The following is a 13678-nucleotide window of genomic DNA, read 5'->3' as shown; positions in this document are numbered from 1 at the left end:
CCGATGCATTCTGTGCAACGATAAAACCACTTACTCGTTCGACCGCTCCCGGGCCCGTCTCGACCGTGAGATGGGGCCTCGAGCGGGCGACCCCGCGCAGTTAGCTCCGAAGGCGGAAGCCGCGACCGTCGTCGAGGCCGGCGATGCCGGCCCCGAAGGCGTAGGCGACCTTCTGGGCGCCCGCGCCGACGCGGGCCATCAGCGGACGCTCGGGCTCGAATTCCTCGACGACGACCTCGTCGGTCTCGAGCCGGTCGGCCAGTTCGGCCTCGATCTCGCGGCGGGTACCGAGGTGGTCGACCAACTCCAGCTCGTGGGCCTGCTCCCCGAGGTAGATCCGCGCCTCGGTGTCGCGGACGAACTCCGGCTCTAAGTCGCGGCCGTCGCTGACCCGTTCGACGAAGGTGTCGTAGTAGTCGTCGATGATCCCCTGCAGGTACTCGCGTTCGTCGTCCTCGAGTTCCTTCAGGGGGGTTCCGGCGTCCTTGAACTCGCCGGCGGCGAAGCGCTCGTAGGAGAGGCCGACCTTCTCGGCCAAGTCGCTGGCGTTGACCCGGGAGCCGATGACGCCGATCGAGCCGACGATCGACCCCTCGCGGGCCCAGAGTTCGTCGCAGCCGCTGGCGATCCAGTAGCCGCCGCTGGCACAGACGTCGGTCGCGTAAGCGACGGTCGGCCCGTCGAAGCGCTCGGCAGCGAGGCGAATGTCGTCGCTGGGGACGACCTCGCCGCCGGGCGTGTTCAGCTTCAACAGCAACGCGTCGACGCTGTCGTCCTCGTCGGCGCGATCGATCTGGTCGACGACGTCGTCGGCCGGCGTCGCACCCGGGCTCGTCGGCAGGGGCCCACCGCCGCCGTCGCGGCTGATCGGCCCCTCGACGGCGACTTCGGCGACGTCGTAGCTCGGGTACAGCGAGCCGGCGATGTTGCTCGTGAATCGCAGCCCCACGAGGACGGCGGCGATCGCGACCAACACGCCGAGCAGGTCCGTCAACGTCGCCGGATAGACGATAAACAGCGCGACCGCGACCGCCGCGGACGCGAGCCCGCCGAGGGCGACCGTCAGGAGTCGCTCGGTCCCGTTACTGACCATCGGTGACACCTCGAGTCATATTGATAGCTGCGTGTGCGGTCCGTTAAGCGTTGGTGGTCTAAACTGAAATACAGTCAGTAACTATAGTAAGGACCGGTACCGTTCAATCCCCATATATTTGGGGAGAGAAAGTAGTTTATGATAGTTACGGTTAGTTAACAGGATAGAAAATAGCATCCAACAGATTACTTTCCACCCATGGTATTTCAGGTCGCAATATGAGAAAAAGAAGAACTGTATTGCGCACGTGTGTACCGGGACCCTCCATAAATCAGGGTTAAACCTAGATGGCTAATCACACGTCACACATAAGCACTAAGTTCACCATGATTTTAGCCGGGGTGGCGGCAACGGGGCTATATACGATCGCTACGGGGCAGGTAGTCGAAGTCGTGACGCCACTGCCTTACTTACTCGTCGCGGCCGCGCTCGGAAACCTCGGCGCTCTTATCGAGTACACACGGGAGAGTACGATCCTGAAATTGATATGGGCAGTCGTAGCCGGCGGGATCATAGGCGTACTCATTTCCGATGAAACATGGTCCGAACTCCTTTTTGCGTTCTTCTTCGGCGGTTTGCTCGTCATGACTGTGCTATACGTACTCGGAACACGGCGCTCGAACTCGTCTCCGAGTACGACTGACACTTGATATCCCGCTTTGCGATCTATTTTGGTACTGTGAACTCGAGTCAGTTGCGAATTCCGTAATTCGGAGTGTGCTGTGTTGCTGGTCTGGGATGGTTACATCGGCGTTTCGCGCTGGCAACGTGTCGGTCACCGCGTCCCGTCGTCCGCATCACCGGACTGCGGTCCGGTCGGGCCGCCGTCGGTCTGGGCCGGCTCCGATGCCGGGCGGTCGATCGTCGGCGTCGCGCCGGTCGGCTCCGTCCCGTCGTCCCCCGTCTCGGCCGCCGCCGACCGATCCCCCAGCCACGTCCGCACGAGGTTGACGCCGTCCTGCACGAACGGCACCGGGTCGTCGGCGACGGCGTAATCGAACCGTGGGTGAGCGACGAGCGACGTCGCAACCTCGCGGACGGCGGCCCCGAGCGAGGGCCGCTCGACCAGCGGATACTCCTCGGTGGCGACGCTGTGTACGTAGCTGAGTTCGCCCCGCAACAGATGGCCGCCCATCCCGACCTCGTAGGTCGGCTCCGACGTGATCGGCTCGCCGGTCGCCAACTGCCAGTAGTAGGCGGGAAAGTCCGCGCCCGCCCGGACCGAGAACGGCAGCGAGGACCAGAACCGCGGGTTGATCTCCATCAGCTTGAACTCGCCGTCGGCCGGGTCCCGCAGGAACTCCACCATCGCGAGCCCGTGCCACTCGAGTTCGTCGAGCAGCGCCCGCCCCGCGTCCTCGAGTTCCGGGATGAAGACCGATTCCCGGTAGGCGCTGGGTCCGCCACAGTACTTCCAGCCCCGTCGCTGGCAGTGCTGGAAGGTCGCGACCGGGTCCCCGTGATCGTACAGCGCGAAGAAGCCGTACTCCGGCGAGTCCGGGATCCGTTCTTGGACCAGCGGCACGTGGCCTCGCGTGTCGATCTCGGCCTGCCGGTCCGGTTCCGTTCCCGGAGGCTGGTACTCGGTCGAGCCGATCGTCGCGTGTGCCGCGCTCGAGCCGAGATAGGCCGGTGCCGCGACGGTGTAGCGTGGTTTGACGATCGTCTCGCGATCCCAGTCGTCCCACTCGTCGAGAAGGGCGGTCTCGGGGGCCGCGACGCCGGCCGCGTCGGCGGCGGCGAAGAGTTCGACCCGGTCCTGGACGCGCCGGAGCGTCTCGAACGCCGGCCACGGGGTCGCGACGGCCGTTGCGAACTCGTCCCTGCGGTTCGCGAGGACGTAGACGTCTTCCTCGCGGACCGGGACGATCGTCTCGATATCGGTCCGTTCGGCGAGCGAGCGGAGGGCGTCGCCGTACGCGGCGAGATCGGTCTCGGGGTCGGGCAGCCCCACGAACTCGTCGCGATAGGCCGACGTCGCCGCCGGCGTCGATCGCGACTCGGAACCCACGACGGTCCGAACGCCGCGCGGTCGAAGCGAGCGGCAACAGGCGACCGTACTCGGGGCGGCGATTCCCGGCACGAGAACGCTCGCGTCCTCCCTGTGACGTTGCATGAGCAGCGACTGAGGACGGCCGGTTCCATTGTTATAGATCGGGTACAGCGGCGGGACGACGACACCACCGGCCCGGCTTCCGACCGGTGGCTGTAGGCGCGGGCTACCCACGGCCGGCACCGAGACGCCAGTGCGACCGGCCGCCACGAGTCGAACCCGTCGATTCCGGCGGCCGACAACGGATAGCAGACGCTAGGATGGCGCTACAGGACACGTATGTCACTCCTATCGATCGGACACCGGACCGGCCGGTCGCGGGTGAGACGAGCCGCCGGCCGACGAGGCGGGAGCTGACGGGGACGAGTCGGCCGGCTGAGACACGGTCACGGTCCCGCCGCGCTCGAGCGACCGGAGCCGATCCCGGAGCGACTGTCGGCCCGCCAGCGCCGTCGCTGGACGGACTCGAGAACCCCGAAGACTCGGGGGAGAAAAACCGCGGGGTAGACGGAATCGACTTAGAGCAGTCCCGTCTTCTGGAGCTTCATCAGGTCCTCGGTGTCGAGGGTTTCGCCTTCCTTGAACTTCTGGTAGATCTCCTCGGCCTCCTCTTTGGCCTCCTCTTTCTTCTTGTCGCGCTCGGACTTGCGCTCTTCTTCCTCTTTCTTGTCCAGTTCGCGCAGGCGCTTCTGGACGCGGACGAAGTCCTCGTGGTGGCGGTCGGCGGCCTCCTGGGCCTCGACGAACTTCTCGTGCATCTCGTCGGCCTCGTCACGGATGTCGTCGGCCTCCCGATAAGCCTCGATCATCTGGTTGTGATGTTCCTGGGCCTTGTCGGCGAGTTCCGTGACCTTCTGGTGGTGCTGGGAGGCTTCCGATCGCACTTCCTCGGCTTCCTCGACGAGTTCCTCTAAGTCCTCGTTCTGATCGAGTTTCTGCTTGCGCTCCTCGTACTCCTCGCGCTTGCTCTCGATCTTCTCGATGAGTTCCTGCTCTTCCTCGCTCGAGAGGACCTCGGTCTGCTGTTTGAACTCGAGGTCTTCGATCTCCTCTTCGAGTTCCTCGAGGTCCTTGCCCTCGTCGAGCTCCATGTCCGATTTGAGCTGCTCGACCTTGTCGAACAGTTCGTTGGCCTCGGCGTTGAGCTCGTTGCGGCTTTCTTTGTGTTCCTGGACCTGCTCGTTGAGTTCGTCGCGTTTCTCGCGATGCTCCTGGGCTTCGTCGACCTTCTCGCGAGTCTTCGCGTTAAGGTCGTCGCGTTTGGAAGCCCGGTCAGAAGCCATCTGGTTCAGCTCGTTGCGCCGGTCTCGCAGTTGACCGGCCATCTTGATGAGCTGTCCTTTCGATTTGTTTTCTAGGTCGTCCTCTGTCAGTTCGATGTTCTTCGATTCGTCTACCATGTTAGTCAAACCTCTGTGCCATACCCGCACCGGGAAACCGACCGGCCGGCCGTCCGAGCCGATCGCCGGCGATTCGGCGATCGGTTCGGCGGTAGCCAACCAGTCGTTCGAAGCGACTGCTCACGATCTGCGAAACCTCGGTGAATAAGATTTCCTGTCATCGATCGTCGAGCGATACGCGCCCCGGTGGCGTTCTGGTGACTGGTACTATTGTCGCCTCTAATTTAAAGCTACCGGTACCCCAACCCCTGAAAACGGTTCGCAGGGGCCTCGTCTCGCCCCGTTAGCCCGTGACATGGTGAGCCGAACGTAGTTATAAATAGTACCGGTTACGGACCGTCCGCCCGTCGACGGCGACCTCGAGGTCGACCCGATCCGCGTCGGGCGGAATCCGGGCGGTCCCGGCGCTCGTCGTCTCGAGGGGGTCGACGTCTACCGTCGTCGCGGCCGTCTCCTCGCCCGCCCGCCAGCCGACGGTCGCCTCGACGGCCTCGTGGCTGTCGTTACAGAGCGTGATCCCGGCGGTCCCCGGCGTCGGCGGCCCGTCGAGGACGGCCTGAATCGGCTCGTAGGACTGCGCGATCGCCTCGGCGGCCCGCTTCGGATCCCCGTCGACGGTGTGAACGCCCATGCCCCCACCCGGTCCGGGGTCGCGAAGCGTCGACGCCGCGAGGACGCCACACTCCCGCCGGCGGAGCGTCTCGGCGACCGTTTTCAGGATCCGTGCCTGCTCGCGCTGTGAGTCCGCGGCGTCGGCCCCGTCGGCGAGCAGCGCCGGCTCGAGCCCTGGGACCGTCGCCGGATCGGCGTCGTCGGCCGCGAGCGATCCGGCACCGAATCGGCCGACCACCGCGCCCAGCGACGGATAGGTCTCGAGCAGCCAGTCGATATCGGCGGCCGCGAGGTATCGCCAGCCGGGGAAGAGATGCGCCGCGTCGGGGTCGATTCCCGGGGGGCCGGCCACCGACACGACCGGCAGCTCGTCGGGGAGGTTCTCGGCGATCTCGTCCGCCGGTTCCCGGTCGGCCGACGCTCGCCACGTCCGGTACCGGACGGCGAGTTTCGCGAGCAGGCCCGTCCCCAGCGGCTCCGCGGACGGATCAGCCGGCCGGTCCTGAACGCCGTACATCGCGAGGCTGGGGTGGCCGCCGTACGTCTCGGCCAGCGCCGTCGCCAGTTCGGTCCCCCGCTCGACCGGGAGATCGGCCCCGCAGGCCGGCAGGTCCTGCCAGACCAGCACTCCGGCCTCGTCGCAGGCCTCGTAGAACGACCGGGGCGGGACGTGACCGCGCGCCCGGAGCAACGTCGCGTTCGCGTCGACGGCCCGGTCGACGTCCGCGCGGGGCTCGCCGCCGGGAAGCCGCGTGAACCCGCGGGCCCGAACCCGTCGGCCGTTGACCAGCAGGCCCTCGTCGTCGCGCTCGACGCGGCGCAGTCCGACCGTCCGCTCGAGCGTGTCGCCCTCGAGTTTCGCCCGCACGGTGTACCGGTCCTGTGGGCCGTACTCGCGGGGCCACCACAGCGAGGGCTCCCTGATCGTGAGCGTCCGCGAGACGGTGGTCCGTTCCCCCGCCTCGGCCCGCACGGGAACCCGTTCCATGGCCGCGCCGCCGCGAAAGCCCTCAGGCCGCAGCGACAGCGTTATGGCGTCGTCGACGGCCGCGCCCGCGTCGACCTCGAGGGTCACGTCGATCGCGGCACCCGCGCCGTCGGGAGCCACGTTCGCGGCCGACGCGGCCCCCTCGCTCGCGTCGCCCGCCGACACCGGTCCCAGTCGCGGACGGGCCTCGAACGCTCGCAGGAACGTCCGGGGACGGGACTCGACCGCGACGCCCCAGCGGATCCCGGGCGTATCGAACCGGTCGGGGACCGCGTCGGTCGCGTGAATCCCCGCGAACGAGTCGGGGGGCTCGCAGACGACGAGCAGTTCGTTCTCCGGGCGGGGCTCGAACTCGAGGCGGGCCGGGACGAAGGGGACGTTCTGGGTCCCCAGTCGCGTGCCATTGACCCAAATCTCGGCGCGGCCGTACGCGCCGCGGACCTCGAGCAGCGCCCGTTCGGACGCTTCGTCTCGCGGGTCCGGAACCGTCGTGCGATAGGCGATCGGGCCGTCCGCATCGGCAACGGCCGCAGGGTGGCCGGGCACCGATACCGGTCGCCACCCCTCGACGGTCGGCGGGTCGTCACCGCCGGCGTCGGTGACGACGCCGGCAGTCCACTCGTCGGTCATTACCCCCGAGAGTGAACCCGAGATAAAAAGCCCTTCCGACGGTTCAGACGGTTTGGTGTACCGATTTCCGGTGCAACCACAAAGCGGTCGTGGTCGCACCGATACTGACGGCAGGAGACCGTCTCAGAACAGGTTCTCGAGCCGGTCGTCGGCGAACTCCTCGGCGTGGTCTGTCGATTCTTCCTCCTGGGCCTCCTTGGCCTCGCGGGCCCGTTCCATGAACGCCTGGACCCGGTCGGAGCGCTCGGCACCGCCGAGCAACACCAGCGCGCCCAGCCGATCGCTGTCCAGCGGGAAGTCCCCGCCCCGGACCTGCATGCTGCCGGTCTCGTCCTCGAGCCAGCGCCGGGCGCGCTCGACGCCCTTGCGCGGGATGGCGTCGGGCTGGCCGGCGATGACCAACAGCGCGGAGTCGGCCGTGGTCGCGTCAGGCAGACTCGTCCCCGTCAACAGCGCCTGCCGGGAGACTGTCATGGCGGTGTTGATGTTCTCGGCGCTGTCGTCGCTTGCCACCTCGGTCGCGTAGCCAAGCGCCGCGACCCCGCCCGCTCGGAGGGTGTTGATGACCTCGCTCGAGTCGACCACGCTCTCGCCGACGCCCTCGACGGCTTCGCCGGAGGCAAAGAGCAGGCCGACTCGCTTGGCGATCCGGTCGTTGATCGTCTCGAAGGCCCCCTCGACGCTCTCGCCCTGTTCGTGCCAGGCGTCGTTGTCGATCAGCAGCGTCGAGTCGGCCTCCCGCAGCAGCGTCTTCAGCGAACGGCCGGCGTTTGCCTGATACAGCGCCCCTTCGTTGCGCCCGGGCAACACGCCCAGCGCGTAGACAGGGACGTCGTAGACCTGCTGGAGGTTATGGACCAACACCGGCGCGCCGCCGCTGCCGGTGCCGCCGCCCAGTCCGGCGACGACGACGATCGCTTCGGCGCTCGAGGTGACTCGGCCGTCGAGCGCGCCGAGTACTTGCTGGATGTCGGCCTGCATCACTTCCGTGCCGAGTTCGTTGTCGCCGCCGACGCCGTGGCCGTTGACGCGGTCGGCACCGATCAGCTTCGTATCGACGACGTCGAGGGACTGGAGGTCGGGTTTCGCGGAGTTGACGGCCAGGGCTCCCTGGACGGCTCCGAAGTCCATGTTCGCGTCGAACCTCGCGAGCCGCTCGGTGATCTTCCCACCGGCCTGACCGACCCCGATCAGGGCTACTTTCATATTGCTCCCATACGGGTGGGGGCTGTTGAACGTTCCGGTGATCTGATACTCGACTCGTGCCAGGGTAGCCGCTTGACCGGCACCCCCGAGACGGGAGCGTTCGACGGCGCGTTCGCCACAGTTCACAATACATTTGTGGAGCATTCCCGTCGGATCCGGTATGTTCCACGAACAGCGGATGACCGTCCCGGACTCGCCCGCCGAACTCCGGGCCGAGTACGCGGACGACCTCGCGGCGATCGTCACGGAACGTGGCCCCGCCGAAGCGGCCGCCGAAACCGACCTCGAGCGGGAGCGCCTCGAGGCGGTCGCCGCGGGCGAGCTGCCGGAGCTGACCCTCGAGGAGGCCGCACGGATCCAGTCGCTGGCCGAGGGCGCGCCCGATCCCGAGACGACGAAGACGATGGCGCTGGAACACCTGCTGCTGGGGATGTCGACGGCGGTACTCGACGTCGACGCCGTCGAGAGCGAACTCGAGATCGACCTCGATGCCAAGGAGATCCAACAGAAGATCGAGAGCCGCGCGCCGATGTCGTTCGACGAGTTCGTCCACGTCCAGTACGTGATCGCGGACGGCGCGCCGTAGCTCGGCGGCCGGTCACACCCATTGATACCACGCCCCGTGATTTATCGACCTCGGCGGCGTCAACACACCATGTCGAACACGGAGCGCAGCGAGAACCGGCATCGGGAGATCGACGACATTCTGGGACGGAAACCCGGCACCGAGGCCGTCACTGACCTCGCGGACCGGTATCGAGTGGTCGGTGCCGCCGACCGGGGGACGTACGCGAACTGGCTGACGCCGCTCGAGGAACACTACGTCTGTCACCGCAACGAGACGCTGGATCCCGCGGCCGAGGAGTGGACCGTCGAACTCGGCGGCGCGGTCGAGCGGGCGGCCGACCTCGAGATGGCCGCGATCCGGGAGGAGTACCCGACGATCGCCGTCGCCCACACGATGGAGTGTGCGGGCAACGGACGGGGCTACTTCGAGCCCGAGACGGGGAGCGTCCAGTGGGAGTACGGAGCGGTCAGCACCGCGTTCTGGACGGGCACCCCGTTGCGGTCGGTCCTCGCCGATCACGGTGCGGCGACCGACGACGACATGTGGCTCACCGCGGTCGGCGGCGATCGGCCGGAAGTCGACGGCGAGAACGACCGGTTCGCCCGCTCGATTCCGATGGAGAAGGTACTCGAGGACTGCATCCTCGCCTACGAGGTAAACGGGGAGCCGCTGCCCCCGGAACACGGCTATCCGGTCCGGCTGCTCGTCCCCGGCTGGTACGGCGTCAACAGCGTCAAGTGGGTCACCGAACTCCGCGTGACCGAAACCATGGTCCACGGCGAGGAGTGGACGGATCGTGACGGAGAGGACTTCACGCAGTGGCAGCAGTCGTCCTACCGGATCCACCCCGAGGGCGTCGAACCCGAGTCGAACGCGACGGTCTCGACGTTCGACACCTGGGACCAACTCGAGTCGGCCGAGATCGACCACCCCTACACCTTCGATCAGAACGTCAAGTCGACCATCGGCGCGCCCGACGACGGCGCGACCGTCTCGAGCGATGACGGGCCGATCGCGGTCGTCGGCGTCGCCTGGGCGGGCGACGACGCGGTGACGACCGTCGAAGTCTCGACCGACGGCGGCGAGGAGTGGACCGAGGCCGAGTGCGTCGGCCCGGACTACGATTGCGCATGGCGGCTGTTTCGCTACGAATGGGAGCCCACGCCCGGCAGCTACACGCTCGTCTCGCGGGCGACCGACGAGCGTGGTCGCCGCCAGCCCATGCGGATCGCAGCGCCCGAGGACGAGGCCGACGACGAGTACCCGTGGAACGAGGGCGGCTACGCCGAAAACGCCTGTCTCCCCCATGCGGTCGACGTTACCGTCGAGTGACGCCGATCACGGCTCGAGTCTCCCGCTTGAAGATTCGCGGGAATCGGCTCGAAGACGGTAGAAAACCGCCCTCGAGCGGTGAAATTATGTACGACCGACCACGACTCGACGTATGAAGGTTGCAATTCTGGGCTGTGGGCACGTCGGTCTCGAACTGGGTTGCCAGCTCGCGGCGCGGGGCCACGAGCCGATCGGCGTTCGCCGGTCGGCCGATGGGGTCGAGCGGATCGAAGACGCCGGCTTCGAGGCGGTTCGAGCCGACGTCACCGACCGCGAGGCGCTTTCGGCGGTTCCCGACGTCGACGCCGTCGTCTTCGCCGCCAGCAGCGGCGGTCGCGGTGCCGAGGCCGCCCGCGAGGTCTACGTCGAGGGGCTACAGACTGCGATCGAGGCCTTCGGCGAGCGCGAGGCTCCCCCGGACCGACTGGTCTACACCTCCTCGACGGGGGTCCACGGCGACCACGACGGCGACTGGGTCGACGAGGAGACGCCCCTCGAGCCGACGACGGAGAAAACCGAGGTGCTGGCCGAGGCCGAACGGATCGCCCTCGAACTGCCCCTGGAGTACGGCGTCGAGGGGACCGTCGCGCGCTACGCCGGCCTCTACGGTCCCGGCCGGTATCGGCTCGAGCGCTACCTCGAGGGGCCGGTCACCGAGGGGTATCTCAACATGGTCCACCGCGACGACGCCGCCGGCGCGGTCCGGTACCTGCTCACCGAGGACCTCGCGCGCGGGGAGGTCGTCCAGGTCGTCGACGACGAGCCGGCATCGAAGTGGGCGTTCGCGGACTGGCTGGCCGAGGAGTGCGGCGTCGACCGGCCACCCAAGCAAACGAAGACCGAGCGGCTCGCGGACGACGATATCAGCGAGGCGGGCCGGCGGCGGATCCTGACGAGCAAGCGCTGTTCGAACGAAAAACTGCGCGATCTGGGCTACGAGTTCGCGTACCCGACCTTCCGCGAGGGATATCGCGACGCGATCGAGCGCTATAGTAGCCACTGAAACGATTCACACACTGATCGCAACGCTGTCGTGCGATCAGGTGTGCAATGACTTTCAGTGGCTGCTATATTGCGGGACCGAGGAGTAACAACGCGCCGGAATCGGGGGAAAATTCTTGAGGGTTCGATCTGATTTCCGGGTATGAGCTATCGGAGCGCCCCGTTCGACGGTGGGGTCGTCGGGGCGACACCGCTCGCGACCGAGTCGATCGGTGACTCGGTGCGCTCCCTCGAGCCGCTCGTTCTCTCCCTGCTAGTGCTTGCCGTCGTCGGGCTCGCCGTCGGCGGCTGGTGGGTCGTGCGGTGGTTCCGGCGGCCGCCGGGCGCACAGTTACAGCGGCTGCTAGCGACCCACGACGAGGTGACGGTGTTGATGCACCCGAACCCGGATCCCGACGCCATGTCGTGTGCGATGGGCGTCGCGGCGATCGCCGACGCAGTCGACACCGACGCCGAACTGCAGTACGCCGGCGAGATCCGCCATCAGGAGAACCGGGCGTTCCGGACCGTTCTCGAGTTGGAGATGGAATCGATCGACGCCAGCTCCCAGCTCGCTGCGGACCCGGTCGTCCTGGTCGATCACAACACGCCGCGTGGCTTCACCGGGGCCCAGACCGTCGAGCCGGTCGCGGTCGTCGACCACCACCCCGGCAACGGTGCCGGCACGAAGTTCACCGACGTCCGGACCGACTACGGCGCGGCCTCGACGATCATCGTCGAGTACTTAGAGGAGATCGGGGCGACGCTGGACGACGGGGAGGGCAGCGGCCCCGAGGTATCGCCGGAACTCGCGACCGGGCTGCTCTATGGCATCCAGTCGGACACGAACCACCTGACCAACGGCTGCTCGCGGGCCGAGTTCGACGCCTGCGCGACGCTGTTTTCCGGGATCGACGAGGACCTGCTCGATCGGATCGCGAACCCGCAGGTCAGCGACGACGTCCTCCGGGTTAAGGCGACGGCGATCACCGAAAAGCGGATCGAGGGCCCCTTCGCCGTCTGTGACGTCGGCGAAATCGGCAACGTCGACGCGATCCCCCAGGCCGCCGACGAACTCATGCACCTCGAGGGGGTGACGGCCGTCGTCGTCTACGGCGAACACGACGGGACGATCCACCTCTCGGGGCGGTCCCGGGACGACCGGGTCCACATGGGCGAGGCGCTTCGCCACGCCATCAGCGACATTCCGATGGCGAGTGCGGGCGGCCACGCGCGGATGGGCGGCGGCCAGCTCTCGATCGATCACATGAACGGGATCGGTCCCTCCGACGGGATCAGCCGCGAGGAGTTCGAAGAACGTCTTTTCTCGGCGATGGCCGGCGAGCGCTAGTCCTCGCCCAGCGCTCGGACGGCCGCCGGATCGGCCGTGTCACCCGTTTCGACGAAGTGTGCCGCACAGGCGTTTCCGAGCGACAGCGCCGGCTCGAGGCCCCTCCCGCGGGCCAGCGCACAGGTCAGTCCGGCCGAGAACCGGTCGCCGGCACCGGTCGTCCGCCGCGGGTCGCCGACGTCGTACATCTCCGCGACGGCGGTCTCGGTCCGCGTCGCGCCGATGGCCGCGTCCGGGCCGTGGGAGACGACACCGGTGAGATCGAGCGCAGCGCGAAGTGCGGCCAGCGAGTCGGCGGTAGGCTCGGCGTCGACGCCAACGGCGCGCGCGGCGGCCCGAAACTCCGTCGGGTTCACGCTCAGGACCACCGTGATCGAGCCGTCGGCCCGGTCGGCCCGCGAGAGTGCGTCGAACAGCCCCTCGAGCGCGGCCGGGTCGACGGTCTCGATCGGCCCTGGATCGACGACGCTCGGAAGCGGATCCGCGGGCGGGGTCGCCGCCAGCCGGTCGAAGACCGCCGTGAGGCCCCGGACCGAGACCCAGTTCGTACAACACAGCGCGTCCGCGGCGACGAGCCGGTCCCAGTCGACGACCGCGAGCAGCTCCGCGAGTCCCCAGTCCTCGGCCGGCCCCGGTTCGGCGAGCTGGAGTTCCTCTCCGCCGACGTCGACGACGCGGACCGTCGCCGGCGGCCCCATCGAGCGCGTCTCGAACGGAAAGTCGGGAAACACCGGATGGTCGAGGTGGCCGATAAGCGTCGGCCGATCGCCGAGAGCGTGGACCTGTCGCGCCGCGTTGACCGCCTGTCCGCCCGGCCGAACGGCCGTCGGCTCGAGCGAGAACGTGCGGTCGCCGGCCGCGAGCCGGTCGGCGAACGCGTCGGCCGATTCGAAGCGGTCGCCGCCCGAGCCACCGAGCGCGTACCAGCGATCGACGCTACCGTCGGGAAGCGTGACGATATGTCTGGGGTCGTCGTGTTCGAGGATTGCCGGACGGTCGCGATGGTCGTCGCTCACGGTCGGAACTCGTCGCCCGTGGCCAAAAGACACCGGCCAGCGCGGCGAAGGTCGGTTCGAACGGCGGCCCGTCCGGTCCTCGCGAACCGGCCACAGCGGCACGCGTGACGGCCGTTACCGGATCTCTTTCCACTCATCCGCACAGTCGGGACAGATACGGACCGTCTTGATCTCGTCCGGGTCGTTTTCGGTCTTCAGGGGCTTCTCGCACTCGCCACAGACGAGTCGATCGTAGGTGTCTTTCTCGAGTTCGCCGTCGCGGAGTGCCTTCCGGACTGATTTCATATTCGCCCTGTAAGAAGGTGGGGGAGAAAAAGACCGGTGCTTTTTCGAGTGTCGATGCGCCGACCGCTCCGCGTATCGTGACGGCGGCGTTCGTCGTCTACTCGCGACGTACCTACCTGGCCGGATCCGTGGTCGTTTTACCGATCGGGCCGAAGACCCCACC

At 67.4% G+C, this 13678-nt stretch carries 12 protein-coding genes; 5 read left to right on the top strand and 7 right to left on the bottom strand.

Translation table 11 applies throughout. The features are described 5' to 3' along the window. Window positions 1–100 precede the first annotated feature (100 nt). Complete coding sequence (sppA, locus tag ACERIM_RS13105; protein WP_373632998.1) at window positions 101–1093, bottom strand: signal peptide peptidase SppA; 993 nt, start codon at window positions 1091–1093, stop codon at window positions 101–103. Between the two features lie 287 nt (window positions 1094–1380). Here sppA and ACERIM_RS13100 point away from each other — a divergent pair, with 287 nt between their 5' ends. Further along, on the top strand, window positions 1381–1743 hold the full coding sequence (locus tag ACERIM_RS13100; RefSeq protein ID WP_373632997.1) for a hypothetical protein: 363 nt from the start codon (window positions 1381–1383) through the stop codon (window positions 1741–1743). A 125-nt stretch (window positions 1744–1868) separates the two neighbouring features. Here the strand turns inward: ACERIM_RS13100 and ACERIM_RS13095 are convergent, their stop codons facing one another. From ACERIM_RS13095 to ACERIM_RS13080, 4 genes are all read right to left on the bottom strand, one after another. Further along, window positions 1869–3209: a carboxylate--amine ligase gene (locus tag ACERIM_RS13095; RefSeq protein WP_373632995.1), complete on the bottom strand. Its 1341-nt coding sequence runs from the start codon at window positions 3207–3209 to the stop codon at window positions 1869–1871. 455 nt (window positions 3210–3664) lie between these two features. Beyond that, window positions 3665–4546: a coiled-coil protein gene (locus tag ACERIM_RS13090; protein WP_006650092.1), complete on the bottom strand. Its 882-nt coding sequence runs from the start codon at window positions 4544–4546 to the stop codon at window positions 3665–3667. Between the two features lie 313 nt (window positions 4547–4859). Further along, on the bottom strand, window positions 4860–6776 hold the full coding sequence (locus tag ACERIM_RS13085) for a glycoside hydrolase family 2 (protein WP_373632993.1): 1917 nt from the start codon (window positions 6774–6776) through the stop codon (window positions 4860–4862). A 123-nt stretch (window positions 6777–6899) separates the two neighbouring features. Continuing rightward, on the bottom strand, window positions 6900–7982 hold the full coding sequence (locus ACERIM_RS13080) for a tubulin/FtsZ family protein (protein ID WP_006650090.1): 1083 nt from the start codon (window positions 7980–7982) through the stop codon (window positions 6900–6902). Between the two features lie 160 nt (window positions 7983–8142). Here ACERIM_RS13080 and ACERIM_RS13075 point away from each other — a divergent pair, with 160 nt between their 5' ends. The 4 genes from ACERIM_RS13075 (at window position 8143) to ACERIM_RS13060 (ending at window position 12214) form a co-directional block, all read left to right on the top strand. Further along, a complete protein-coding gene (locus ACERIM_RS13075) occupies window positions 8143–8568 on the top strand; it encodes a DUF5791 family protein (RefSeq protein WP_373632991.1) in 426 nt (141 codons plus the stop codon). A gap of 69 nt (window positions 8569–8637) precedes the next feature. Continuing rightward, window positions 8638–9882: a sulfite oxidase gene (locus tag ACERIM_RS13070; protein ID WP_373632989.1), complete on the top strand. Its 1245-nt coding sequence runs from the start codon at window positions 8638–8640 to the stop codon at window positions 9880–9882. A gap of 112 nt (window positions 9883–9994) precedes the next feature. Further along, on the top strand, window positions 9995–10885 hold the full coding sequence (locus ACERIM_RS13065; protein ID WP_373632987.1) for an SDR family oxidoreductase: 891 nt from the start codon (window positions 9995–9997) through the stop codon (window positions 10883–10885). 141 nt (window positions 10886–11026) lie between these two features. Beyond that, window positions 11027–12214 carry a bifunctional oligoribonuclease/PAP phosphatase NrnA gene (locus tag ACERIM_RS13060; RefSeq protein ID WP_373632984.1) on the top strand — a complete coding sequence of 396 codons (1188 nt, stop codon included), beginning with the start codon at window positions 11027–11029 and terminating at the stop codon, window positions 12212–12214. On the opposite strand, the gene ACERIM_RS13055 is transcribed toward ACERIM_RS13060, so the two are convergent. Next, window positions 12211–13230 carry a PfkB family carbohydrate kinase gene (locus ACERIM_RS13055; protein ID WP_373632983.1) on the bottom strand — a complete coding sequence of 340 codons (1020 nt, stop codon included), beginning with the start codon at window positions 13228–13230 and terminating at the stop codon, window positions 12211–12213. The two genes, ACERIM_RS13060 and ACERIM_RS13055, sit on opposite strands and share 4 nt — an antisense overlap. A gap of 114 nt (window positions 13231–13344) precedes the next feature. Continuing rightward, entirely contained in the window at window positions 13345–13515 is a 171-nt protein-coding gene (locus ACERIM_RS13050; protein WP_006182537.1) for an HVO_0758 family zinc finger protein, read from the bottom strand. Window positions 13516–13678: the final 163 nt, after the last annotated feature.

Origin of the sequence: Natrinema sp. H-ect1, from assembly GCF_041821105.1 — an archaeon.
In the GTDB taxonomy this organism is placed as follows: Archaea; Halobacteriota; Halobacteria; order Halobacteriales; family Natrialbaceae; genus Natrinema; species Natrinema thermotolerans.
The sequence above is the reverse complement of the archived record's forward strand: the minus strand, read 5'-3'. Positions and strand labels throughout refer to the sequence as shown.

Excerpts from the sequence above, each read along its gene's own strand:
- sppA (WP_373632998.1), bottom strand. The coding sequence starts at position 1,093 with ATGGTCAGTAACGGGACCGAGCGACTCCTGACGGTCGCCCTCGGCGGG.
- ACERIM_RS13100 (WP_373632997.1), top strand. The coding sequence starts at position 1,381 with ATGGCTAATCACACGTCACACATAAGCACTAAGTTCACCATGATTTTA.
- ACERIM_RS13095 (WP_373632995.1), bottom strand. The coding sequence starts at position 3,209 with ATGCAACGTCACAGGGAGGACGCGAGCGTTCTCGTGCCGGGAATCGCC.
- ACERIM_RS13090 (WP_006650092.1), bottom strand. The coding sequence starts at position 4,546 with ATGGTAGACGAATCGAAGAACATCGAACTGACAGAGGACGACCTAGAA.
- ACERIM_RS13085 (WP_373632993.1), bottom strand. The coding sequence starts at position 6,776 with ATGACCGACGAGTGGACTGCCGGCGTCGTCACCGACGCCGGCGGTGAC.
- ACERIM_RS13080 (WP_006650090.1), bottom strand. The coding sequence starts at position 7,982 with ATGAAAGTAGCCCTGATCGGGGTCGGTCAGGCCGGTGGGAAGATCACC.
- ACERIM_RS13075 (WP_373632991.1), top strand. The coding sequence starts at position 8,143 with ATGTTCCACGAACAGCGGATGACCGTCCCGGACTCGCCCGCCGAACTC.
- ACERIM_RS13070 (WP_373632989.1), top strand. The coding sequence starts at position 8,638 with ATGTCGAACACGGAGCGCAGCGAGAACCGGCATCGGGAGATCGACGAC.
- ACERIM_RS13065 (WP_373632987.1), top strand. The coding sequence starts at position 9,995 with ATGAAGGTTGCAATTCTGGGCTGTGGGCACGTCGGTCTCGAACTGGGT.
- ACERIM_RS13060 (WP_373632984.1), top strand. The coding sequence starts at position 11,027 with ATGAGCTATCGGAGCGCCCCGTTCGACGGTGGGGTCGTCGGGGCGACA.
- ACERIM_RS13050 (WP_006182537.1), bottom strand. The coding sequence starts at position 13,515 with ATGAAATCAGTCCGGAAGGCACTCCGCGACGGCGAACTCGAGAAAGAC.